The organism is Shewanella sp. HL-SH5, from assembly GCF_051163755.1.
Classification (GTDB): domain Bacteria; phylum Pseudomonadota; class Gammaproteobacteria; order Enterobacterales; family Shewanellaceae; genus Shewanella; species Shewanella glacialimarina.
The window spans coordinates 3,516,174-3,538,656 of the sequence record NZ_CP195038.1 but is presented as its reverse complement, the minus strand read 5'-3'; the positions used below and the strand labels follow the sequence as shown (position 1 = coordinate 3,538,656).

Below are 22,483 nucleotides of genomic sequence, written 5' to 3'. Positions count from 1 at the left end.
TAACTTAGCTTTACTTCAACCTAGATTAACCATTGAAAATAAATGTAGAGGTTGAGCTATGCAAAGACATGGGATCACAATAGGAATTGAGCGTCATCAACAGCACTTTTTTATCATTATGAAGGTGGTGGGTAAGCTCACCCATGAAGACTATCAAATTATTACTCCGATACTGGATGATGCATTAGCGCAAGTTGCTAAGCCTAAGATGAACATGTTTGTGGATATAAGCGAACTTGAGGGCTGGGAGTTACAGGCCGCTTGGGATGACTTAAAGCTTGGAGTTAAACACCGCACCAGTTTTAATAAAGTGGCTATTTTTGGTGACCAAAATTGGCAAGGGTTAGCTGCAAAAGTGGGGGGATGGTTCATTAACGGTGAGATGATGTCTTTCAACGACAAACGTCAAGCTTTTGAGTGGTTGCAAAATTAACCACTCTTATTTGATTGCTTTAGACTGCCATGTTATCTATTTACTCGACTATTAACTTACAGCTTATTGGCGGCTGATTAATTTGTTCAATCGTCGCCTGTTGTTGATGAGTCCATAGGCTAGTATTTTGCGCCTGGTATTTAGCGCCAGAAGCTGTTCGAGTTAATAGTCCTAATTGGGATAAATTTGCTGGAGGCACGCTAGATTTTTTTTTCGCCTGACTGTAGCTGAATACTGCGGCGGGGATGACGGTATTGTTATAAAAATAGGCTGTTAATTTGTCTTGTGGATCATCACTACATTGATAATAAGTTGCACTTGGCACCTCTACAGCGCCTGCTAGAATTTGTAGCTCAGTGATGCGAGATTGGTAATTGAGTTTGGTACATTCTGTTGGGTTATTGGCTTTCCAGCAATCATTACGGCCTTTAATCCAGCCTCTTTGCTCAGCTTTAATCTGGTTAACTTGCTGCCCATCTACTTGTGAGACTAATTGGCTGAAAAGGGGCTGTAACTGAATATCCAGAAGGGCTAATTCATCAGATTGGCAAATAAGCTTCTCAATAGACCCGCGTGCTTTATTGCACTCAAAGCTAGGCGCTTGAGCCACAGATGTAGCGGCGTAGCTCTGCGGAATTGGAGTTAAACCAATCACAGTTAAACCAACCGCAGTTAACCCAATAGCAGCCAAAGCCGATAAATTTTTCATCAATGTATTTCTCTATCCATTATTCATGACAGACCATAATGACGTAATCACTAAGGTGTCGCAATTTAAGATAGCTAATTACACAGTAAAAATTTAGGCAGTCGTATTAATATTGTGACCTGCATTGCCAACAGGTGCAGGAGGCGCTGCTGCTTCAATAAGTTGCAGTGCCATTTGACCTTCCACTTTTTGCTGATCCTTCGCCATAACAGCGGCTTTCAAGCTATGGCCTGAATCAATATTTGCTGGCATGTTGCTTGGAGCGTTTACCGAAATTGTCATATAAACCTCACTTTTATTAAATAATGGTTTTTGTATTCTGTCTATTTGTATATCGGCAGGCGTATTGAATACTGTAGCAAAGATATCGGATTAATATGCTTCCTTAGCAAAATATAATAAATTCTTGGCAAAGTATTCTCTGTTGTTGGCAAATATTATAGATTGTGCACAACTAGAATATGTTATACTTGAGCAAATTTTAAAGGGAATATTTATGCCATCAGCCAACCCATTAGCACTTGAAAATCAGGTGTGTTTTTCATTATATAGCGTCACTAATGCGATGATCCGTGCTTATCGGCCTTTGCTTGATGAGTTATCACTGACATATCCGCAGTATTTAGTCATGTTAGTGTTGTGGAAAGAGGCGGGCATAAGCGTTAAAACCTTGGGTGAGCGATTGCATTTAGACTCAGGTACGTTAACCCCCTTACTTAAGCGCTTAGAAGTAAAAAAGTTAGTAATACGAGGACGTAGTGAAGAAGATGAGCGAGTTAGAGTATTACACCTTACCGAACAAGGCCAAATGCTTCGCCAACAAGCTGAATCAGTCCCTGAAATGATGCGTTGTAAAGTGGGTGGCGATCTGGCACAACTTCAGCAGCTTAAAAGTTTATGTGATAACGCGTTAAAAGTACTTAATTCTGATAAGGCATCAAGTTGTGAAGTGTGAGTTTTTTGAAAAAGGTCATTGTTTATCCTGTCGTGATATTCAAATCCCTATGTCAGAACAGTTACAGCATAAAATGACCAAACTACAGCAGTTTTTTGGCCAATTGCCTGTTGAGCAATGGCTTGAGCCTATTGCAAGCCAAGAAAATCGTTTTCGCAATAAAGCTAAAATGGTGGTGTTAGGTGCAGCACATCAACCTATTTTAGGTATTGTCGATCCCCAGGGGCAGCCCATTAGTTTATGCGATTGCCAACTGTATCCTGAAGATATGCGGCAGCTATTGCATAGATTGCAATTGTTTGTGCAACAAGCGGGAATTCCGCCTTATCGAGTCGATAAAAGTAAAGGTGAGCTTAAATTTATTCTGCTCACCAGAAGTTATATCTCTGGTGAATTTATGCTGCGCTTTGTGCTGAACAGTGAACAGGCAATTTCACGAATTAAGCGAGAACTACCTCAGTTACAGGCTGAATTTCCTAAAATCAGTTTAGTGTCGGTTAATATTCAACCTGTTCATATGGCGATTTTAGAGGGCGATCAAGAAATATTTTTAACCGATCAAACCCGTCTTGCTGATCGCTTTAATGATGTGCCTTTATATATTCGTCCTAAAAGTTTTTTTCAAACCAATCCACAGGTAGCTGAGCAACTTTATCAAACCGCTCGAGAGTGGGTAGCTGCATTTAATCCACAACATATTTGGGATTTATTTTGTGGGGTGGGTGGATTCGGACTGCATTGTGCAAGTGGCAAAATTCGGTTAACTGGGATTGAAATTGAGGCCGAAGCGATCGAGTGTGCCAAGATGTCTGCCGCAGAAATGGGTCTAGAGGACATCAGCTTTAGGGCGCTGGATTCTACCGATTTTGCTAATGGGATCGCAGCAAATGATAAACCTGATTTGATTATTGTTAATCCGCCAAGGCGCGGAATAGGCGAGTCGCTTTGTCAGTCATTAAGCGCATTTTCACCTAAAGCGATAGTTTATTCGAGTTGTAACCCAATCAGTTTAGTGAAAGATTTGGCGATGATATCAGGATATAAAATTACCAAGGTGCAGTTGTTTGATATGTTTCCACATACCGACCACTATGAAGTGCTGGTGATGTTAGAAAAGAACTCTCTTTGTCATTAAGTGTTCATAATAGTGTCATAAACTAAATCGATATAAGAATATTAGGAACTCAGCATGTGGCAAATTTTTAGTCGCTTTTTAGCATTAGGATTAATTAGTTTCGGTGGCCCAGCAGCACATATTGGCTATTTTAGAAAAACCTTTGTACAAGATTTAAATTGGCTGGATGATAAGCAATACGCCAGTTTTGTCGCATTGAGCCAGTTTATGCCAGGGCCAGGTTCAAGCCAAGTTGGCTTTGCGATTGGTTATCATAAAGGTGGATTGCCCGGGGCATTTGCAGCATTTTTAGGTTTTACACTGCCTTCATTTTTACTGTTATTTCTATTTGCTATATCTACTGCCAGTTGGTTGCAATTGGACTTGGTTGCAGGTGCTATTCACGGTTTAAAATTACTTGCTGTTGTTGTAGTCGCTGATGCTACTCTGGGTATGTTTAAGCAATTTTGCCAACGTAAAACGGCGCAATGTTTAATGGTAGCCACTGTCGCGTGTATTTTATTATTTCCGGCATTATTAACACAAATCGTGGTATTAATTGTTGCGGCTATTATTGGTGCTTTAGTTCTGACTCGCGGTGAAAATACTTCCCCTGATACACCTGAAATAAAGTTGAATTTACTGTGGTTAGCTATTTTTGTTTTAGGGTTAATTGCTTCTTACTTTTTAGCGTCTCAGCCCGATAGTCTTGGGCAAATTTTTGGACAGTTTTATCAAGTTGGCAGTTTAGTGTTTGGTGGTGGCCATGTTGTACTGCCGCTACTTGAGGCTAATGTTGGCGATCTCGTTACCCAAGATAGGTTTTTAACCGGCTATGCGCTAGCACAGGCTGTACCTGGGCCTATGTTTACTCTGGCGACGTTTCTTGGGGCTGATATTTGGCAAGAATCACCCATTTTAGGTGCACTTGTCGCCACCATCGCTATTTTCATCCCCGGATTTTTATTGATGTTAGTGGCATTAAATAGCTGGGGAGCCATTAGTCAACGTCCGGTTATCGCTGGTGGATTAGCTGGGGTGAATGCCGCAGTGGTAGGGTTACTGTTTGCCGCCTTGTATCAGCCTGTTTTTAGTAGTGGTGTGGCGAGTTCACTCGATATGGCATTGGTGGTAATTGGCTTTGGAGTATTAAAAATATTTAAGCCTAATATCGTGTTGCTTGTTGCCGGCTTTGCAGCTTTTGGCGCACTGTTAAGCTTGTTGTAACCTAGCATTTATATCCGTTTTATCACGCTTTTATTACTACAGTAGAACGTGGTTCAGTGTTTGTCATGGCAAGCGTGTTGGGAAAGGTAGCCTTAAGCCTGCCAATGATTAACGATTCATTTTTTTTACAAATACCACGACGAATAATGCAATCGTAAAGCTACCCGTAAAGGCCTCGATTGCCGCAACCAATTTGGAGTAGCCAATGGGTGTAAAGTCGCCATAACCTAAGGTGGTAAAGGTAACAACTGAATAGTAAATGCAGTTTAGAAGCAGCTTAATGTTTTGGCTAATGCTATTGTCGAAGTTGAATTGATGGATTTGTTCACCATAGCTAAGACCGGTGAAAAAGAAACACATTGCACAGATTGCAATCAGTGCCATAGAAAACCCTATCACTCGAAGCGGGGCTTCACCATAACCACACAATAGATCAATTGACTTAGATATCATGCGTTTTGATGACCACTTAGGCATCTGATGTCGTCGCATTATGAGCTCGTTACGCATAAAATGTCCGGCCATGGCAAATAAGCCTTCACGATCGGCAGCTTTACGTAAGTCACGATATATCTCTTCAGACTGTTGGTAATAATCCAAGGCAATTTCTATTTCTCCCAACCTATCTGCTTTACGAGCCATACGTTCTTGCTTGATTTTCGTTCCCGTATAAATGTTTTCAATTTTGGCACCTTTCCATTTTACGCCTAATAGATTGGTGTTGGTTAGGTTGGCGCAATGCATATTGGCATCACGTAAATCGGCCTTCATTAAGCTAGCTTGTTCAAGGTTGACATTGAACATATGTGCGCCTTGAAGGTTAGCTCGATATAGCTCTGCATGACTCATATCAAAACCTGTTTTTGCATGATGTTTAACTAAGTCAACACCCGTTAAATTTGCCCGCTTTAAACTAATGCCGCGAAGCATTCCTCCGCTACGAGCAAAAGCTTCAAGCCTAGCTTTGTCGTCAGGCTTGTTTTTAATAATGCGTGGGTCATGCCAGTAACAAAGACCTGAAGGCTCTGCAGCTTCATGGCAGGAAAATCCTTCATCTTCGTGGTAGCAACAAGTTGGGTTATCTGAGTTCATTATTACAGTATAGCTAAGCTATAAAATCTTGATAAATTCAGTTGAAATATATTCGACTTAATTAACCCCACTTCGGTCTAGGTTTAGTGCCGCGCATGGGGTAAAATACGCCGTTAAACCTTTTGTTAACCGCTATTTTTTAAGTTGAAAATTCATGTTTGAAGTTAATCCGGTAAAATTCAAAATTAAGGAGCTGGCCGAGCGCACAGAACTTCTTAGGGGGTACCTTTGACTACGCTGCTAAAAGTGAGCGTTTAGAAGAGGTTAGCCAAGAGCTTGCAAGTTCAGAAGTATGGAGTGAACCTGAGCGTGCCCAGGCGTTAGGGAAAGAGCGTTCAGCCCTTGAAGCGGTTGTAAAAACCATTGATGATATGGATTCTGGCCTTGAAGATGTCGCTGGGTTATTGGAATTAGCCATTGAAGAAGACGATGAAGAAACCTTTAATGATGCCAGTAACGAAATTGCCGAACTTGAAAAGCGTCTAGCAGATCTAGAGTTTCGCCGTATGTTTGCTGGCAAAAATGATGCTGCAAGCTGTTATCTTGATATTCAATCAGGTTCAGGTGGAACAGAAGCACAAGATTGGGCCAATATGGTACTGCGTATGTATTTACGCTGGGGCGAAGCGCATAACTTTAGCCCAGAATTGATTGAAGTTACCGCTGGGGATGTGGCCGGTATTAAAGGCGCTACCATTAAGTTTACCGGGGAATATGCGTTTGGCTGGATGCGAACTGAAACGGGTGTACACCGTTTAGTGCGTAAGTCGCCTTTTGATTCATCAGGTAAGCGTCATACTTCTTTTTGCTCGGTATTTGTGTACCCTGAAATTGAAGATGATATTGAAATTGATATTAATCCTTCTGATTTACGTATTGATACTTACCGTGCATCAGGTGCGGGTGGTCAGCACGTTAACAAAACGGATTCTGCAGTACGTATTACCCATATTCCAACCAATACTGTGGTGCAGTGTCAAAATGACCGCTCACAGCATAAAAACCGTGACTCCGCTTTTAAACAATTAAAAGCCAAGTTGTACGAGTTGGAAATGTATAAGCAAAATGCTGATAAGCAAGCCGCTGAAGACGCTAAGTCTGATATTGGTTGGGGCAGTCAAATTCGTTCATACGTTTTAGATGACTCCCGCATTAAAGATTTACGTACCGGTGTTGAAAACCGAAATACCCAAACCGTTTTAGATGGCGATTTGGACAAGTTTATTGAAGCTAGCCTTAAATCTGGCCTTTAACGAGAGAAGAAGATGACTGAACACACTCAAGATGAAAATAAGTTAATTGCAGAACGTCGTGCAAAATTGGATCACATCCGCACGAATTGCCCAGCAAATGGTCACCCAAACAACTTCGATCGAAAACATAAGGCTGCCGATATTGAAGCTGAGTTCGGTCACCACACCAAAGAAGAACTAGAAGGCATGGGCATTCAACGCTCTATCGCTGGTCGTGTTATGGCTAAGCGCGGTCCTTTTTTAGTGATTCAAGATGTGAGCGGTCGTATCCAGGCTTATGCGGGTAAAGATGTTCAAAAAGATTTGAAAGAGACGTTTCAGGGTTTAGATATTGGTGACATTATTGGTGTTACCGGTCAACTTCACCTGTCAGGTAAAGGCGACTTATATGTCAACATGGAACAGTATCAGTTACTGACTAAAGCATTGCGTCCATTACCTGAAAAATTCCACGGTTTAACGGATCAAGAAACACGTTATCGTCAACGTTACGTTGATTTGATCGTCAATGAAGATTCACGTAATGCTTTTATTATGCGTTCTAAAGTGGTTTCAGCTATTCGTAATTTCATGATCAAAAAAGAGTTCATGGAAGTTGAAACACCAATGATGCACAGCATTCCAGGTGGCGCTTCAGCACGTCCTTTTGCCACGCACCATAATGCGTTAGATATGCCTATGTATTTACGTATTGCGCCTGAGCTTTACCTTAAGCGTTTAGTGGTAGGTGGTTTTGAGCGAGTATTCGAAATTAACCGTAACTTCCGTAACGAAGGTTTATCGCCACGTCATAATCCAGAATTCACTATGATGGAATTCTATATGGCATACGCTGATTTCAATGACCTTATGGACTTAACCGAAGAAATGCTAAGCTCTATCGCGACTGAACTTTGTGGTTCTCCACAACTTCCATACGGCGAGCATACTGTTGATTTTGGTGGCCCTTACGCACGTTTAAGCATGTTAGATGCGATTAAGAAATACAATCCAGACAACGCAACCATTCAGTCAATGACCTATGAAGAAGTTAAAGACGTTGAATTTATGCGTACCCTTGCCAAAAGCATTGGAATGAAAATTGAGAAGTTCTGGACTTGTGGTCAATTGTTAGAAGAAATCTTTGGCGAAACCGCCGAAACTCAGCTAATGCAACCTACGTTCATTACTGGTTATCCAGCGGACATTTCACCATTAGCGCGTCGTAATGATGACAATCATTTTATTACTGACCGTTTCGAGTTCTTTATTGGCGGTCGTGAAGTCGCTAACGGTTTCTCTGAGCTTAACGATGCAGAAGACCAGGACAGCCGCTTTAAAGCACAGGTTGATGCTAAAGATGCCGGTGATGATGAAGCAATGTTCTATGATGCTGACTATATTACAGCACTAGAGCACGGTTTACCGCCTACAGCGGGTCAGGGTATTGGTATCGACCGTTTGGTGATGTTATTTACTAACACCCATACCATTCGTGATGTGATTTTATTCCCAGCGATGCGCCCACAGGGCTAATCTCTGTAATAAGTGTTCAAAGCTTACATAGAAAAACCAGCCAATAGGCTGGTTTTTTATGTTTAGTAAGGTCACCTAATCAAATTATGAATAATAAAAATGGCCCTTGATGGGCCATTTTTATTAAGCGAACGATATTACGATTATTGGCTAATTAAGCCATTGTTAATCGCAATAACATCATCTTCATTCAAGGTGCCTGCAGCTTGCTTTAGTGCTACGATTGAATTGATGTAACCATAGCGTGCATCAGACAATTTACGCTTTGAATCGTACAAGTCACGGGTACGATTTAATACATCAACAATAGTACGGGTACCGACTTCAAAACCGGCTTGAGTTGCTTTTAGTGCACTTTCAGACGAGACCACTGATTGCTCATATGCTCTGATCGAACTAATAGAAGCATTGACGTTGTTAAAGTTGTTACGCACATCTTTAACGACACCACGATGAGTTTGTTCTAGTTTTTCACTGGCTTCAACATATTGATATTGTGCTTTCTTAACCTGTGAAGAAACTTTGAAGCCTTCGAAGATAGGTACACGTAAAGTAATACCAATATTAGCGTTGTCATAGTCAGGTGTAGGTTGTTGATCAAGTCCTTTAGTGTAACCCGCATCAAAATTTAGGGTCGGCATATGACCAGCTTGATAAAGCTTAATTGTCTCACTAGCAATGTCTTTACCAATACGCTGTGCAAGTAATGATAAGCTGCTTGTTTCTGCCATTTTTAACCAGTCGCTAGAGCTAGCAGGTGCTGGAGTGCCCGCTGAAAAGCGGTTGGTGTCGAGAATGTTAATTGATTTATGGTCGATACCTGTGATTTCACGCAGAGCTTCATAACTATTGGCTAACGTGTTCTCAGCTAAAATCTCTTGTGCAGAAGCTAAATCGTATTGTGCCTGAGCTTCATGTACGTCAGTAATCGCAGTTAACCCCACAGCAAAGCGCTGTTTAGTCTGTTCAAGTTGGCGTTCGATAGCCGCTTTTTCAGCGCCTTGGAATTCAAAGTTATCTTTAGCTGTTAATACGTTGAAATAAGCATTAGTCACGCGAATGATAAGAGACTGAAGAGCTGATGCATAAGACGCATCGGCTTGCGATGCAGCCATTTCAGCAAGGTCTAAACCAACCCATGCACTGTGATCGTATATTAACTGGCTTAGTTTTACACCACCGGTAAGTCCAGCCGGTTCAACTCTTGGTTCACCTTCATACTTATTCCATGCTTTGGAATAACCGACAGTTGCGCTGATTGTTGGCAGTAAAGGAGCGCGGTTTTCTTCAATGCTCTCGTATAATGCATCACGCTGAGCTTGTGCTTGCAATACAACAGGATCGCTGGTGAGAGCTTGTTGATAAATTTGCATTAAATCGTCAGCTTGTACAGTTGGCGCGAACACTGCAAACGATAACGCTGCGTATAGAGTACCCATTTTGAATTTCATTTTCTGCCCTTTTAGACAATGCTTAAATATTGTAGTTAAAGATATAACGAACTAATTATTAAACCTATCTATTATTGATGGCATTAGCCGGGATAGGTCGATTTCAGTACACTTAATCAAATGATTAAAGTGGCAAATACTGGCAGCCTTATCGCCATTTTAAACGCGATTGCGATAAAGCTTAAATTTTGTAAACACTATTAGTTTAGAAAAAGCATAACAAATGACGGTGTCTTAACGTATTTGCATTTGTGCAATATCACTTACAAAAAGTGATTTTTTTCTAAGCTTAAGTATCTTATAGTTGGCCAAAGTGAGCTTTTATTCAATAGACGTAAAATGCTACTTATTCGACTATTAAAAACTTATCGATTTAAGTCAACTTTGAAGTGTAACAGATTTTATTTCACACTAGGCAACCTCAACAATAATTCAATTCATTTCATCTTATTATGCGGTGAATACTTTCTTAACCATATATCCATTTAACATTGGGTTTTTTATGAAAAATACAATACCGACAGTAAATTTTGATGCCGACAATGACTTTGAACTCTTGTCTAAGCGAGTGCTCTACCAAGGTTTTTTTCGGTTAGACGAATATCGCTTTAAACATAAGTTGTTTGCAGGTGGCTGGAGTGGTGAAGTCACTCGAGAAGTATTTGAGCGCGGCAATGCCGTTGTGGTATTGCCATATGATCCAATTCGAGATCAAGTCGTATTAATCGAACAGTTACGCGTGCCTGCATTAGCAACGACTAAATCAATCTGGCTTCTTGAGCTTGTGGCAGGTATGATCGAGCCCGGCGAAAAACCAGAGCAAGTTGCGACAAGAGAGTTATTTGAAGAGTCAGGCTTAGTCGCTAGTCATATTGATTATATCAATAGTTATCTTGTTAGCCCCGGCGGTACAAGCGAGCGTTTTTACATGTACCTTGGGCGAGTCGATGCTAGCCAAGCAAACGGCATTCATGGACTTGATAGCGAAAATGAAGACATTAAAGTTCATGTGGTTAGCCGTGAGCAAGCTTATGATTGGGTGAAGTCCGGTCGAATAGATAATGCATCAACGGTTCTGGGTATACAGTGGTTAATGTTGAATTATCAGCAATATCTGAATCAAGTGGATTAGGTTAAAACAACTGGTTACATATTTGAGGTGAAGTGAATCAATTGGCACAGCTAAGTTCGCAAGATAAGAGTAGATATCAACCCAATGTAAGTGCTTTTTTAGCATTGTGCGGGCGAAATTATGCGCTGATTTTAAAATGGTTGCCAGACGTGATTGAAACCGACATATCTTGGGTAGTTGAAGGTGAGTTTGGTTCACTGGCTATTACATTGATTGAAAACACTCGATATACCCAATTAGTTGAGATCTCGCGAAGTTTACCCCATAGCTTATTTGTATCATCCCCGAAAGTGGTGGTGAGAATATATCATGATGCTCAATTAGCAGAAGTGTTAACTAGCCAACAGATTTTTAGTTTTAAACCGGTATATGATTATCCTAATATACACATGCATCAGGCAGATGAAAAATTTCAAGTGAATGCATTTTTAGAAGAACTACTTAAGATAGGTTGTCACAGCATTACTTTTTAGTGACTTGCTTGAAAACTATATATTTGGGAATTGTACGTGCTGAAACCAGCTGTTAAATACACTTTTGAGGAAAATCAATCGGTGCGATTGGTCCAGGTTACGGATCCGCATCTTTTTGCCGATCCTGAATCTCAGCTTTTAGGTGTAAACACAGCTAATAGCCTGCAAGCGGTTATTGATACTTTCATGGCTTCTTCTGCAACAGCTGACTTAGTGATCGCCTCTGGTGATATTAGCCAGGATTACTCAGCCACTTCTTATCATAATTTTGTTCGCCAAATATCATCCACCAAATTACCATGCCACTACTTACCTGGTAATCATGACGATCCTCGTATGATGGCGTTACATATGCAGGGTGACAATATTTTGGGTCAGCAACGGATTATTGCTGGCAAATGGCAAATCCTCATGTTGGATTCCACGGTGCGTGGTAAGCCTGGCGGATTTATGGGGGAAGAGCAGTTTTCGATCATTGATGCCGCAATTAATGCTGAGCCAGATAAACACGTATTACTGGCCATGCATCATAATCCTATTTTGATGCAATGCGGCTGGTTAGATCAACACTGTATGGCGAATGGCAGCGACTTTATCCAAAGAGTCAGTCAATACCCACAAGTCAAAGGTTTACTCTGGGGGCATGTTCATCAGCAAGTAAACCAGCACCACCAAGGCCCACATGGGGCAATCGCATTAATGGCGACTCCTTCTACCTGTATACAATTTAAGCCTTTATCCGATCATTTTGCTTTAGATGGCGTTCAACCGGGTTATCGTTTGCTGGAGCTGCTTTGCGATGGTAGCATTCACACTGAGGTTCATCGTGTTGCGGGCGATCATTTCACACCAGACAATGAAGCCAGCGGTTATTAACTTCTTTCGACACACTATTCAATAAGTTTGTGAATGCGCGTTAATGTTAATTAACCGTTGCGTGAGGATATATGCTGCTTTATATACATGGTTTCAATAGTTCAAATCAGTCAGATAAAGCGCTGAAAACAGCAAAGTATATCAAGCAATATTATCCCGATTTAGTATTTTTTCAGCCACAAGTGCCAACATCAATCCATGAAGCGATGGCATTATTAACTAAGATAACCGAACAAGCATTTGCCAATGGCCAGCCACTTCGTTTTATCGGCTCATCCCTTGGTGGCTATTTCGCCAGTTTTTTAGCCGAAAAGTATGGTGGGAAAGCGGTATTAGTAAACCCTGCGGTAAAACCGTATGATTTATTTGAAGAGTTTTTAGGACCCCAATATAATCCATATATTGACGAGCATTATCAGGTACTACCTGAAGATCGTATAGCCGTAGCGCAATATGATACAAATGTCATTAACCACCCCGATAGATTCTTGGTTTTGTTGCAAACTGGTGACGAAGTGTTAGATTATCGTCAGGCTGTGCACAAGTATCATTGCTGTGAATTACATCTAGAACCTAATGGCGACCACAGTTTTGTGGGATACGAGCAACAGCTTGATAAAATTTGTCGATTTCTTCAGCTGCCTTAATAATCAACACTCTGCTTTATAGCTGAGTGAATAACAACAATGTGTGGAATATGACTAATCAATATACATCAGATGCAATTGAAGTCCTTAATGGACTTGATCCGGTTAAACGCCGTCCAGGCATGTATACCGATACAACTCGTCCTAATCATTTAGGTCAAGAAGTCATCGATAACAGTGTCGATGAAGCACTTGCTGGACATGCATCAAAAATTGAAGTGACATTACACACTGATAACTCATTAGAAGTGACCGATGATGGCCGCGGTATGCCAGTCGACATTCACCCTGAAGAGGGTATTCCCGGGGTTGAGCTTATTCTCACCAAGCTGCATGCGGGTGGTAAATTTTCCAATAAGAACTATCAATTCTCGGGCGGTTTACACGGAGTGGGTATTTCTGTTGTTAATGCTCTTTCTACGCGGGTTCAGATAACCGTTCGTCGTGACGCTCAAATCTATGAAATGGCCTTTGAAAATGGCTTCAAAGTCGAAGAGTTAACTGTAACAGGGACTTGTGGTCGTCGTAATACTGGCACCAGCGTTCATTTCTGGCCAGATAGTAGCTATTTTGATTCTGCCAACTTTTCAACCACTAAGCTTATTTATATTCTACGAGCCAAAGCAGTATTGTGCCCAGGGCTTAGAATTAAATTCACCAATAAACACAACGGTGAAGTCCACGAATGGTTTTATGAAAGTGGCTTAACAGATTATTTAAAAGAAGCGGTTAAAGATTCGGTTTTATTGCCAGAAGAGCCTTTTGTCGGCAGTTTTAAGGGCGATTTAGAAGCCGCAGAATGGGCTATTACCTGGCTACCTGAAGGTGGCGAAAGCTTAACAGAAAGTTATGTAAACTTAATTCCTACCCCATTAGGGGGCACCCATGTTAACGGCTTTAGACAAGGTCTATTAGAGTCGATGCGTGAGTTCTGTGAGTTTCGCAATTTAGTTCCCCGTGGTATTAAGCTGTCACCTGAAGATATTTGGGATAAAGCTGCGTTTATTGTATCAATCAAAATGCAAGACCCTCAATTTGCCGGGCAAACGAAAGAGAAACTTTCTAGCCGTCAAAGTTCAGCATTTGTATCGGGTATTGTGCGTGATGCATTTTCATTATGGCTGAATTCTAATACCGATCTTGCTGAACAATTAGCTGAATTATGTATTAGCAACGCCCAGCGTCGCCTTAAAGCCGCTAAAAAAGTGGCCCGTAAAAAAGTCACTTCAGGGCCGGCGTTACCGGGCAAGTTAACCGACTGTTCGGGTCAAGACCCTATGCGCGGCGAGCTATTTTTAGTGGAAGGTGACTCTGCTGGTGGCAGTGCCAAACAGGCGCGAGACCGTGAGTTTCAAGCGATTATGCCGCTGCGGGGTAAAATTTTAAATACCTGGGAAGTGGATTCAGCTCAAGTATTGGCTTCTCAAGAAGTACATGATATTTCTGTCGCGATAGGCTGCGATCCTGATAGCGCTAATATCGATGAATTGCGCTATGGTAAAATTTGTATTCTAGCCGATGCTGACTCGGATGGTTTACATATTGCCACCTTACTTTGCGCATTGTTTTTAAAGCATTACCGAGTGTTAGTCGAAAAAGGCCACGTGTATATTGCCATGCCGCCTCTATTTCGTATCGATTTAGGTAAAGAAGTTTTTTATGCCTTAGATGAAGCAGAAAAAACCGGTATTTTAGATCGTATTATCGCTGAAAAGAAAAAAGGTAAAGTTCAAGTCACTCGATTTAAAGGTCTAGGTGAAATGAACCCATTACAATTACGCGAAACAACCATGGACCCTAATACCCGTCGCTTAGTGCAGCTCACCATAGGTGATGATGATGGCACTGATGCATTAATGGATATGCTGCTTGCCAAAAAACGTTCATCTGATAGAAAGAGTTGGTTAGAAACCAAAGGTGACTTAGCTCAGGTATAAGCTGATGCTTTATTGAGAAAGTTTACTGAGACCATTGATTAAATGGGTTTTTGACCGCCAATAATAAAAATTAGAGGCAAATGAATAATTACATGTTGTATATCAAATCGAAATCATTCGAGCTCAATTGGCAATGGGCGGCAAAAGCTTGTGCATTATTTGGTTTTAGCACAATGCTTGTTAGCCAAGTTCATGCCGCTCAATCTGTAATGATTACTGTGACCAAAGGTTTTGGCCTGTCTTTATATGCCTCTGATTTAGGCGATATTAAACAAATGGCATTAGGTGAACATGGCACCTTATTTGTTGGTTCGCAAAAAAATGGCACCATTTACGCATTGGTCGATAATGATCAGGATGGTCAGGTGGATAAACGATATGTTATCGCCAGAGGGCTTGAAAACCCTGACGCTCTAGCATTTTATAAAGGCGATCTTTATGTCAGTGAAGAAGACAGAATTATCAAATATGAAGAGATTGAAGATCGTTTACGACGCCCATCACGTGCTAAAGAAGTCTACTCAAATCTACCTGACTTAGAGAAACGCTATAGCCGCGCGATGCGTTTTGGCCCAGATGGACGATTATATGTAGCCTTAGGTATGCCCTGTAATGTGTGTGAAGCACCAGCTCCCTATGGCAGTGTGCTAGCCATTAATGTGCAAACCGGTGCTAGTGAGCAAGTTGCCTTAGGTATTCGCAGTGTAACGGGTTTTGATTGGGAACCTGGCACTAACCAAATGTGGTTTGCGGATTTAGGCCGCAACTGGATGGGCGACAATTTACCCGCCGATGAGATTAATCGACTGGACATAAAAGGCACTCATTTTGGCTTTCCCTACATACATGCAAGTGATATCAAAGAACCCGCATATGATAAGCCAACCAATTTAAAAATTACTCCACCTGTTTTTGAATTACCGGCTCATGTAGCCCCAACCGGATTACATTTTTATACCGGCACTCAGTTTCCAGAGCGTTATCAACAGCAGTTATTTGTGGCTGAAAATGGTTCATGGAACCGTTCAAGTAAAGTGGGCTATCAAATAGTGATGCTGGCACTAGATAACAGCCAGCCGAAAACAACTATTGCACACCGGGAAACCGTAGTGAGCTTTTTAGACGGAGAGTTTCCCGTCGCCCGACCATTTGATTTGCTAACCGCACCAGATGGCGCAATTTATATTTCAGATGACTTAAAGGGCAATATATACCGTTTGTTCTATAAAGCCACTGATCCAATACAGGAAAGCACAGATGAGTGATGCGATTGAATTAAGCCTAGATGGCGTTGAGCAAATGCCATTACGCCGATTCACCGAAGAGGCTTATTTAAATTATTCAATGTACGTGATCATGGATCGTGCATTGCCGCATATTGGTGATGGTTTAAAGCCAGTACAGCGTCGTATCATCTATGCCATGAGCGAACTTGGCCTTAATGCGCAATCTAAGCCTAAAAAGTCAGCTCGTACTGTCGGTGATGTGTTAGGTAAATATCATCCCCATGGTGACAGCGCGTGTTATGAAGCTATGGTATTAATGGCACAGCCTTTCTCATATCGTTATCCGCTAGTAAAAGGTCAAGGTAACTGGGGTGCCCCAGATGATCCTAAATCGTTTGCGGCGATGCGTTATACCGAAGCGACTCTGTCTAAGTTTTCAGAAGTATTATTGTCAGAGTTAGCCCAAGGCACGGTAGAGTGGGGCGTTAACTTTGACGGCACCATGAAAGAGCCTAAAACATTACCTGCTCGACTACCGCATATTTTATTAAACGGCATCACCGGTATTGCAGTCGGTATGGCAACCGATATTCCGCCGCATAATGTGCGTGAATTAGTCTCTGCCTGTGTCGAGTTATTAGACAACCCTAAAACCGATTTAGCACGTTTAATGGAACTGGTCCCTGGGCCAGATTATCCAACCGAAGCAGAAATTATTACCCCAAGTGCTGATATTGCCAAAATTTACGAAACCGGTCGTGGCTCAATTAAAATGCGCGCGGTATACAGTATTGATAATCATGAAATTATCATCACATCACTGCCACATCAGGCGGGTAGTGGCAAAATTCTAGAGCAAATTGCCTTGCAAATGCAGGCCAAAAAGCTGCCAATGGTAAGTGATTTACGTGATGAATCTGATCATGAAAATCCTGTGAGGTTAGTCGTTGTTCCGCGCTCAAATCGAGTTGATTGCGACCAATTAATGACCCATCTATTTGCTACAACGGATTTAGAGAAAAGCTTTCGCATCAACTTAAACGTGCTTGGACTTGATGGTCGCCCGCAGGTGAAAGGCCTGCTGACCATGTTAACTGAATGGCTAGAGTACCGCGTGTCTACGGTGACCCGTCGTTTACAATTCCGTTTAGACAAAGTGATTGCGCGTCTGCATATTCTTGAAGCCTTAATGGTCGCGTTTTTAAACATCGATGAAGTGATTGAAATTATTCGCTTTCATGATGATCCTAAAGCGGAGTTAATGGCTCGTTTTAACTTAAGTGACAAACAAGCTGAATCCATTTTAGAGTTAAAACTACGTCACCTTGGCAAGCTAGAAGAATTTAAAATCAAAGCTGAGCAAGACGAGTTAATGGCTGAGCGTGACAAGCTAGAACTGATTTTAAGTTCAGATCGCCGCTTAAAAACCTTAGTGAAAAAAGAGCTAATTCAAGATGGTGAAACATTTGGTGACGATCGTCGCTCGCCAATTATTCAACGCAAAGAATCAAAGGCATTAACCGAACAAGAACTTATTCCTACAGAAGCTGTTACGGTTGTATTGTCTGATAAAGGTTGGGTACGTTGTGCTAAAGGCCATGATGTTGACCCACAAAGCTTAAGCTATAAAGCGGGTGACAGTTACTTGTGCAGCGCCATAGGTAAAAGTAATCAAGCGGCAGTATTTGTCGACTCATCAGGTCGTGCATTTGCCACCGACAGCCATACTTTACCATCGGCTAGAAGCCAGGGCGAACCGATCACGACTCGCTTTAATATGGCGCCTGGCGCTGTGATGCGACATGTCATTATGGGTGAGGACGAACAATGTTACCTATTAGCCAGTGACGCAGGTTATGGCTTTATTGGTGCATACTCAGACATGGTCAGCCGTAATAAAGCGGGTAAAGCTTTGTTATCTTTACCAGCTAATGCGCAGGTGCTAACACCTAAGCTTATTACTAAAGGTGCTGATGATGCTTTATTAGCCATCACCAGTGAAGGGCGTATGCTGATGTTCAGTTTAGATGCCTTACCACAATTATCTAAAGGTAAAGGCAATAAAATTATTGGTATTCCAACCGAGCGTGCCAAAAATCGTGAAGAATTACTAATGCACTTAAACGTAGTGCCAAGTGGGGCAGCAGTGACTCTGTGGGCCGGTAAGCGTAAACTCACCCTTAAAGCCAGTGATTTAGAGCATTATCGCGGCGAGCGTGGCCGACGTGGCGCTAAACTGCCAAGAGGCTTGCAGCGAGTAGACAGCGTTGAAATTGAAGCTATGGGTACTGCCAGTGATAATAACGTAATTGATAAGCTGGACAGTGAAGAGTAATTCATCAAATCAAAGTCAGCAGTTAAATACTGACTCGCTATACAATGCTTAATGCAAAAAAGCTCATGTTGTTAACGTGAGCTTTTTTGTTGATTTATAATGATGATTTTCAGTGAGAGGGAGTAAAAAATTCAGCCAAAATGCTTGTTCTAGACAAGTATAAAAATTAGGCGATTTTAACTATTTTTTCCGCACTACCGTGGTGGCCATCACGCTTCCAATCTACATCTAATAGCTCTGCGCCTGACAAACTAAATGCCTGACCAAACCCTTTAACATATAAACCCTGATGTGGATTGAGCTTAAATAGATTGAAGTCGGTTAGCACTGCTAAATTATCAACCATCTCGCCAAAACGTGCCTCAGTGACGTTTTCTTTCAAGGTATTTGAAGTGGTACAAATGGGGCTATATCCACTAACATTGAGCCTGCAGTAAGGTAATCTTCTAGTCGTTCAACAATTAGATAAAGTTGCGTTATCAGCACTTAAATGAGTGATTTTGAATCAAGGGATTGTTGTTGGAGATGGCAGCCCTAGTGAAGTATTAACGGCAGATATAATTAATCAGGTCTGGCAGTATGAGCCGTTAATGATAAAAGTGTCTGAAGATTCAACATCGCCGTTTTTTTAATAGTATTAAAATATTGCGCTGATAAATTATAAGTAACCTCAGCTCGGGATAATAAATGCTACTCAAACCCATAAACAAAAATGCAGCCATCTGGCTGCATTTTTATTGAATTAGGGGCTTTAAATAATCTTGTGGTTTAGGCTACTTCGTAGAAGTTTGGCTCGAACTCTAATTGAGTGCTAATAATCTGGCTTGCCATTCTGGCACATTTGCCACATTGATCGGCTACACCTAAACGCTTTCTGACATCAGCTAACGAGCAATCGCCTTGGCGAACTGCTTCTTTAATTTGCTTATCTGTAATTGCATGACAAAGACAAACGTACATATTAGCCTCTAGAACTCAGATGAAAAAGGGATATCAATATAGTCATTCCCTTGGATGAATCTAATTCTAAATGAAAACGGTTATCATTGGCAATAACTTTTTGGATAAAAATACGACATTTATTGTTTTTATACTGTCTGCAATATAAGGAGTTAAATTAAGCTACTGATCTTTAATAGCCTTTATCAAAATCGACAATAAAATTTAATGGTTGTTGATTTTGCCATAACTGATAATTGCTGCTAAATAGCGCAACAATTTGCTCGGGGAAACTCGGTGCAGCGATATGAGGAGTAATAATAGCATTAGCACATGACCAAATTGGATGCGTTTTAGGCAAGGGTTCTTGACTAAATACGTCCAAAATAGCCTGTTGATTTGGTGTTTGATTTAATTGACCTGTGAGTACATCTAAATCGAGCACATTGCCACGTCCTAAATTGCAAATGATGGCTTCTGGTTTTAGTAAGCTTAAGTTTTGCTGGTTGAGAATATTATCGGTGTCGGGGGTATTAGGTAAAATACTGGCCACTACATCGGCTTGACTGAGGTGTTGAGCTAAGTTATCAATACTATCGACCCGATCAAATCCATAGGTTGCAGTACCTAATCGATTTATCCCTGTTACTGTCATCCCAAAATGCTTCGCTGTTGCTGCAATATGTTGTGCTATTGAGCCTGTGCCAAGTAGCAGTATATTTTGACCCTGCAGCGTTCTATAACCTCCTGGTAACCAATTTTTTTGCTGCTGTTGCTGTTTATACTTAAGGTGCTCACGCTGGTGAGCAAGTAAATAACCAAATAGATACTCACTCATTAATGGGCCAAAAATACCTTTAATATTAGTCAGTAGATAATCACGTCTCAGTGTTGGCATGACGAGTTTATCTACGCCAGCGAAGGTTGATTGCAGCCAACGTAAATTTTTAGCCTGACTAATTAATGGTGCAGCAAGAGCGGGTTCGGCAAACCAAATATCGGCTTCAATAATACTGTCTGACTCGTTATTTAAGATGACTAAATCGGGTAAGTTAGATTGGGTTATTAACTCTCGATAAATTTCATTTTCACGCGTCAGTAACAGTAACTTATTGGCCATGATGGATTAATCCATTTAATGTTCGTTAACGGTAGATAGCAGTATATTAGTCATGGGGCATAACGGAATCAAATTATATAAACTTTAAATCATCAGAATAGGAGGATAAATCAACCCGTCTAATTCATACCATAAAAATAACCTCAGACATAAAAAAACCGAGTATAGGCTCGGTTTTATTTTATCGTACCCATATGTGATGGTCGATAATTAATCTTCTAAGTGACCACAAAAACGATAGCCTTCACCGTGGATGGTCGCGATGATTTCAGGCGTATCAGCTAAGCTTTCAAAGTGCTTACGAATACGACGAATGGTGACATCAACAGTACGATCATGTGGCTTAAGCTCACGGCCAGTCATTTTCATTAGTAGATCTGCACGGGTTAGTATTTTGCCCGGGTTTTCTACAAAGTGAAGCATGGCACGGAATTCACTGCGTGGTAACTTGTAAGATTCACCCTGTGGATTTACTAATGAGCGGCTATTAATCTCTAAGCTCCAGTCATTGAAACGGTAGTATTCAACAGACCCTTTCTCTTCGCTCTCAGTGACGGCACTGTTTACACGAGTTAATAAGTTACGCGCACGAATGGTTAATTCGCGTGGGTTAAATGGCTTAGTGATGTAATCATCAGCACCAATTTCTAGTCCTAAAATTTTATCAACTTCGTTATCACGACCGGTTAGGAAAATTAAGCCGATATTGTTGATTTCACGAAGTTCGCGCGCTAATAACAAACCATTTTTACCTGGTAGGTTGATGTCCATCACCACGAGGTTAATTTTATTTTCAAGCATGGCTTTGTGCATTTCAGCGCCATCATTAGCTTCAGTAACAACATAACCTTCAGCTTCAAATATGCTACGTAGGGTATTACGGGTTACAGCTTCGTCTTCAACAATTAAAATATGTGGATTTTGCATAATAAAATTACCTAAAAATTAATAAAATTTGTTATCTAGCATTGGGCTAGTGTTTACGTACGCTTAACTGCATACGTTAGAAATTCTGGATTATTGGTGTTTAACATTGTCTGCCTTGAATTTAAACACTCTCTTATTCTCTAATGTTTTTAATTGCTATTTTAAGCAATAGCTTAGAGTGAGTTTTACTAAGACTTAAAAAACCTTTCATCATGGCAACAATACGTACCGCTGTAGACTGTGAACCTAAAGATAGTTAAAAGTTCCTATTTAGACATAACTAAAATGAAATTTTTAAACAGACACCTAACAATATGACAGTAATTTTACGGCGGTAAAGTCTTAGCTTAATAGTATTAATCGTAAAAATTTGCCTTAAAAGCTGCTTTTTGTGACGATCAATCAGTAACTGACGGCTATTGTACCCTTTATTTGCATTTGTTAACAAATGAAATGTTAAAAAAAATAATTTATTAAGTATAAAAAATGAGTGTGATTATGTTTAGTTAATTGATTTAAAATAGTTAAATGTATATTTTATTACTATGAAATTTACATTTCTTTCGCTATTAAATCCTTTCTGCTACACTCTTTTGGGCTTATCTAGTGGAATTTATTATGCAAAATGTTATCGATACTGTGTGGCAGGACTATCAAAAAACGCACTTTTTGCTAACCCAGTCATTATCACCTGATTTTTCTTTCGCTATTATTACTGCTCATAACCCATTAGGGTGCTTACTTACTCCGAGCCAAAACCGCTTATTAGATCGTGAACTGCAACTGAAAATCCTTCAATATCAAAGCCCTTACCGTTGCTTAATGGGTGTTGCGCCTGATTTGTCACATGTTGAAAAAAGTTGGGCTATTTTTATTGATAAAAATCAAGCGATTGAGTTAGGTAGAGAGTTTAAGCAACATGCAATTTACTATGTTAATCAAGGCTTATTATCGCTTGTAGCCTGCTTTGATCAGCACAAAAGTGAGGTGCAAATGGGAGCCTTTAATCAACGTTTACGTTTAGTCAGTGATTTCCCTGAATGTTGTTAAATCGCTTTATTTTCATTTGTTAATTTTTAATTGGGACAATAAATTTAACAAATGAGTGTAATGAGCTAATAC

22 protein-coding genes and 1 pseudogene are annotated in these 22,483 nt (G+C 40.7%); 15 read left to right on the top strand and 8 right to left on the bottom strand.

All coding sequences use genetic code 11. From position 1 onward, the window contains the following. Positions 1-58: 58 nt before the first annotated feature. Complete coding sequence (locus tag ACRWQM_RS15425) at positions 59-433, top strand: STAS/SEC14 domain-containing protein (RefSeq protein ID WP_434930546.1); 375 nt, start codon at positions 59-61, stop codon at positions 431-433. Positions 434-473: 40 nt separating this feature from the next. Here ACRWQM_RS15425 and ACRWQM_RS15420 read toward each other — a convergent pair whose 3' ends face one another. Together ACRWQM_RS15420 and ACRWQM_RS15415 are read right to left on the bottom strand one after the other, a co-directional pair. Continuing rightward, positions 474-1,142 carry an MliC family protein gene (locus ACRWQM_RS15420; protein WP_434930545.1) on the bottom strand — a complete coding sequence of 223 codons (669 nt, stop codon included), beginning with the start codon at positions 1,140-1,142 and terminating at the stop codon, positions 474-476. Between the two features lie 93 nt (positions 1,143-1,235). After that, complete coding sequence (locus ACRWQM_RS15415; RefSeq protein WP_226411312.1) at positions 1,236-1,424, bottom strand: cytoplasmic protein; 189 nt, start codon at positions 1,422-1,424, stop codon at positions 1,236-1,238. Positions 1,425-1,638: 214 nt separating this feature from the next. Here ACRWQM_RS15415 and ACRWQM_RS15410 point away from each other — a divergent pair, with 214 nt between their 5' ends. The 3 genes from ACRWQM_RS15410 to chrA are packed head-to-tail and all read left to right on the top strand — an operon-like array spanning position 1,639 to position 4,438. Further along, the gene (locus tag ACRWQM_RS15410) at positions 1,639-2,097 is read left to right on the top strand and encodes a MarR family winged helix-turn-helix transcriptional regulator (RefSeq protein ID WP_434928196.1); all 459 of its coding nucleotides are present in this window, start codon (positions 1,639-1,641) and stop codon (positions 2,095-2,097) included. Further along, positions 2,087-3,232 (top strand): 23S rRNA (uracil(747)-C(5))-methyltransferase RlmC, encoded by a 1,146-nt coding sequence (gene rlmC, locus ACRWQM_RS15405; protein WP_434928198.1) that lies wholly within the window; start codon positions 2,087-2,089, stop codon positions 3,230-3,232. The genes ACRWQM_RS15410 and rlmC overlap by 11 nt, the downstream gene beginning before the upstream one ends. A gap of 54 nt (positions 3,233-3,286) precedes the next feature. Further along, positions 3,287-4,438: a chromate efflux transporter gene (chrA, locus tag ACRWQM_RS15400; RefSeq protein ID WP_434930544.1), complete on the top strand. Its 1,152-nt coding sequence runs from the start codon at positions 3,287-3,289 to the stop codon at positions 4,436-4,438. Between the two features lie 108 nt (positions 4,439-4,546). On the opposite strand, the gene ACRWQM_RS15395 is transcribed toward chrA, so the two are convergent. Next, on the bottom strand, positions 4,547-5,530 hold the full coding sequence (locus ACRWQM_RS15395) for a pentapeptide repeat-containing protein (protein WP_434930543.1): 984 nt from the start codon (positions 5,528-5,530) through the stop codon (positions 4,547-4,549). Between the two features lie 154 nt (positions 5,531-5,684). Between ACRWQM_RS15395 and prfB the strand changes: the two genes are divergently transcribed. Then, a protein-coding gene (gene prfB, locus ACRWQM_RS15390; RefSeq protein WP_434928203.1) for a peptide chain release factor 2 occupies positions 5,685-6,783 on the top strand; the annotation gives its coding sequence in 2 pieces (ribosomal slippage) (positions 5,685-5,759 and positions 5,761-6,783; 1,098 coding nt in all). 12 nt (positions 6,784-6,795) lie between these two features. Then, the gene (lysS, locus tag ACRWQM_RS15385; protein ID WP_434930542.1) at positions 6,796-8,298 is read left to right on the top strand and encodes a lysine--tRNA ligase; all 1,503 of its coding nucleotides are present in this window, start codon (positions 6,796-6,798) and stop codon (positions 8,296-8,298) included. Positions 8,299-8,441: 143 nt separating this feature from the next. Here the strand turns inward: lysS and tolC are convergent, their stop codons facing one another. After that, entirely contained in the window at positions 8,442-9,749 is a 1,308-nt protein-coding gene (tolC, locus tag ACRWQM_RS15380) for an outer membrane channel protein TolC (protein WP_434928205.1), read from the bottom strand. 502 nt (positions 9,750-10,251) lie between these two features. Here tolC and nudF point away from each other — a divergent pair. The 7 genes from nudF to parC all read left to right on the top strand — a co-directional run bounded on the left by nudF (position 10,252) and on the right by parC (position 18,375). Further along, positions 10,252-10,881: an ADP-ribose diphosphatase gene (gene nudF / locus ACRWQM_RS15375; RefSeq protein WP_434928206.1), complete on the top strand. Its 630-nt coding sequence runs from the start codon at positions 10,252-10,254 to the stop codon at positions 10,879-10,881. 41 nt (positions 10,882-10,922) lie between these two features. Beyond that, positions 10,923-11,354, top strand: a complete 432-nt coding sequence (locus tag ACRWQM_RS15370; RefSeq protein WP_434932044.1) for a DUF1249 domain-containing protein — start codon at positions 10,923-10,925, stop codon at positions 11,352-11,354. A gap of 36 nt (positions 11,355-11,390) precedes the next feature. Further along, a complete protein-coding gene (cpdA, locus tag ACRWQM_RS15365) occupies positions 11,391-12,230 on the top strand; it encodes a 3',5'-cyclic-AMP phosphodiesterase (protein WP_434930541.1) in 840 nt (279 codons plus the stop codon). Positions 12,231-12,301: 71 nt separating this feature from the next. Further along, positions 12,302-12,877 carry a YqiA/YcfP family alpha/beta fold hydrolase gene (locus ACRWQM_RS15360; protein ID WP_434928207.1) on the top strand — a complete coding sequence of 192 codons (576 nt, stop codon included), beginning with the start codon at positions 12,302-12,304 and terminating at the stop codon, positions 12,875-12,877. 50 nt (positions 12,878-12,927) lie between these two features. Next, positions 12,928-14,814, top strand: coding sequence for a DNA topoisomerase IV subunit B (gene parE / locus ACRWQM_RS15355; protein ID WP_434928208.1), 1,887 nt, complete (start codon positions 12,928-12,930; stop codon positions 14,812-14,814). A 92-nt stretch (positions 14,815-14,906) separates the two neighbouring features. Further along, complete coding sequence (locus ACRWQM_RS15350) at positions 14,907-16,079, top strand: PQQ-dependent sugar dehydrogenase (protein ID WP_434928210.1); 1,173 nt, start codon at positions 14,907-14,909, stop codon at positions 16,077-16,079. Next, positions 16,072-18,375: a DNA topoisomerase IV subunit A gene (gene parC / locus ACRWQM_RS15345; protein ID WP_434928211.1), complete on the top strand. Its 2,304-nt coding sequence runs from the start codon at positions 16,072-16,074 to the stop codon at positions 18,373-18,375. The genes ACRWQM_RS15350 and parC overlap by 8 nt, the downstream gene beginning before the upstream one ends. Before the next feature lie 166 nt (positions 18,376-18,541). Here the strand turns inward: parC and ACRWQM_RS15340 are convergent. Continuing rightward, positions 18,542-18,745, bottom strand: a pseudogene (locus ACRWQM_RS15340) (hypothetical protein); the annotation flags it as partial. 130 nt (positions 18,746-18,875) lie between these two features. Here ACRWQM_RS15340 and ACRWQM_RS15335 point away from each other — a divergent pair. Then, positions 18,876-19,007, top strand: coding sequence for a hypothetical protein (locus ACRWQM_RS15335; RefSeq protein WP_434930540.1), 132 nt, complete (start codon positions 18,876-18,878; stop codon positions 19,005-19,007). A gap of 136 nt (positions 19,008-19,143) precedes the next feature. Here ACRWQM_RS15335 and ACRWQM_RS15330 read toward each other — a convergent pair whose 3' ends face one another. From ACRWQM_RS15330 to arcA, 3 genes are all read right to left on the bottom strand, one after another. Next, the gene (locus tag ACRWQM_RS15330) at positions 19,144-19,335 is read right to left on the bottom strand and encodes a bacterioferritin-associated ferredoxin (RefSeq protein ID WP_226411272.1); all 192 of its coding nucleotides are present in this window, start codon (positions 19,333-19,335) and stop codon (positions 19,144-19,146) included. Between the two features lie 172 nt (positions 19,336-19,507). Then, positions 19,508-20,434: a D-2-hydroxyacid dehydrogenase gene (locus ACRWQM_RS15325; RefSeq protein ID WP_434930539.1), complete on the bottom strand. Its 927-nt coding sequence runs from the start codon at positions 20,432-20,434 to the stop codon at positions 19,508-19,510. Between the two features lie 210 nt (positions 20,435-20,644). Further along, a complete protein-coding gene (gene arcA / locus ACRWQM_RS15320) occupies positions 20,645-21,361 on the bottom strand; it encodes a two-component system response regulator ArcA (protein ID WP_434928217.1) in 717 nt (238 codons plus the stop codon). A 618-nt stretch (positions 21,362-21,979) separates the two neighbouring features. On the opposite strand from arcA, the gene ACRWQM_RS15315 reads away from it, so the two are divergent. Continuing rightward, on the top strand, positions 21,980-22,411 hold the full coding sequence (locus ACRWQM_RS15315) for a DUF3293 domain-containing protein (RefSeq protein ID WP_434930538.1): 432 nt from the start codon (positions 21,980-21,982) through the stop codon (positions 22,409-22,411). Positions 22,412-22,483 lie beyond the last annotated feature (72 nt).

What these genes read in the sequence shown, in the direction of transcription:
- ACRWQM_RS15425 (WP_434930546.1), top strand. Translation starts at nt 59, where the DNA reads ATGCAAAGACATGGGATCACAATAGGAATTGAGCGTCATCAACAGCAC.
- ACRWQM_RS15420 (WP_434930545.1), bottom strand. Translation starts at nt 1,142, where the DNA reads ATGAAAAATTTATCGGCTTTGGCTGCTATTGGGTTAACTGCGGTTGGT.
- ACRWQM_RS15415 (WP_226411312.1), bottom strand. Translation starts at nt 1,424, where the DNA reads ATGACAATTTCGGTAAACGCTCCAAGCAACATGCCAGCAAATATTGAT.
- ACRWQM_RS15410 (WP_434928196.1), top strand. Translation starts at nt 1,639, where the DNA reads ATGCCATCAGCCAACCCATTAGCACTTGAAAATCAGGTGTGTTTTTCA.
- chrA (WP_434930544.1), top strand. Translation starts at nt 3,287, where the DNA reads ATGTGGCAAATTTTTAGTCGCTTTTTAGCATTAGGATTAATTAGTTTC.
- ACRWQM_RS15395 (WP_434930543.1), bottom strand. Translation starts at nt 5,530, where the DNA reads ATGAACTCAGATAACCCAACTTGTTGCTACCACGAAGATGAAGGATTT.
- lysS (WP_434930542.1), top strand. Translation starts at nt 6,796, where the DNA reads ATGACTGAACACACTCAAGATGAAAATAAGTTAATTGCAGAACGTCGT.
- tolC (WP_434928205.1), bottom strand. Translation starts at nt 9,749, where the DNA reads ATGAAATTCAAAATGGGTACTCTATACGCAGCGTTATCGTTTGCAGTG.
- nudF (WP_434928206.1), top strand. Translation starts at nt 10,252, where the DNA reads ATGAAAAATACAATACCGACAGTAAATTTTGATGCCGACAATGACTTT.
- ACRWQM_RS15360 (WP_434928207.1), top strand. Translation starts at nt 12,302, where the DNA reads ATGCTGCTTTATATACATGGTTTCAATAGTTCAAATCAGTCAGATAAA.
- parE (WP_434928208.1), top strand. Translation starts at nt 12,928, where the DNA reads ATGACTAATCAATATACATCAGATGCAATTGAAGTCCTTAATGGACTT.
- ACRWQM_RS15350 (WP_434928210.1), top strand. Translation starts at nt 14,907, where the DNA reads ATGTTGTATATCAAATCGAAATCATTCGAGCTCAATTGGCAATGGGCG.
- parC (WP_434928211.1), top strand. Translation starts at nt 16,072, where the DNA reads ATGAGTGATGCGATTGAATTAAGCCTAGATGGCGTTGAGCAAATGCCA.
- ACRWQM_RS15330 (WP_226411272.1), bottom strand. Translation starts at nt 19,335, where the DNA reads ATGTACGTTTGTCTTTGTCATGCAATTACAGATAAGCAAATTAAAGAA.
- ACRWQM_RS15325 (WP_434930539.1), bottom strand. Translation starts at nt 20,434, where the DNA reads ATGGCCAATAAGTTACTGTTACTGACGCGTGAAAATGAAATTTATCGA.
- arcA (WP_434928217.1), bottom strand. Translation starts at nt 21,361, where the DNA reads ATGCAAAATCCACATATTTTAATTGTTGAAGACGAAGCTGTAACCCGT.
- ACRWQM_RS15315 (WP_434930538.1), top strand. Translation starts at nt 21,980, where the DNA reads ATGCAAAATGTTATCGATACTGTGTGGCAGGACTATCAAAAAACGCAC.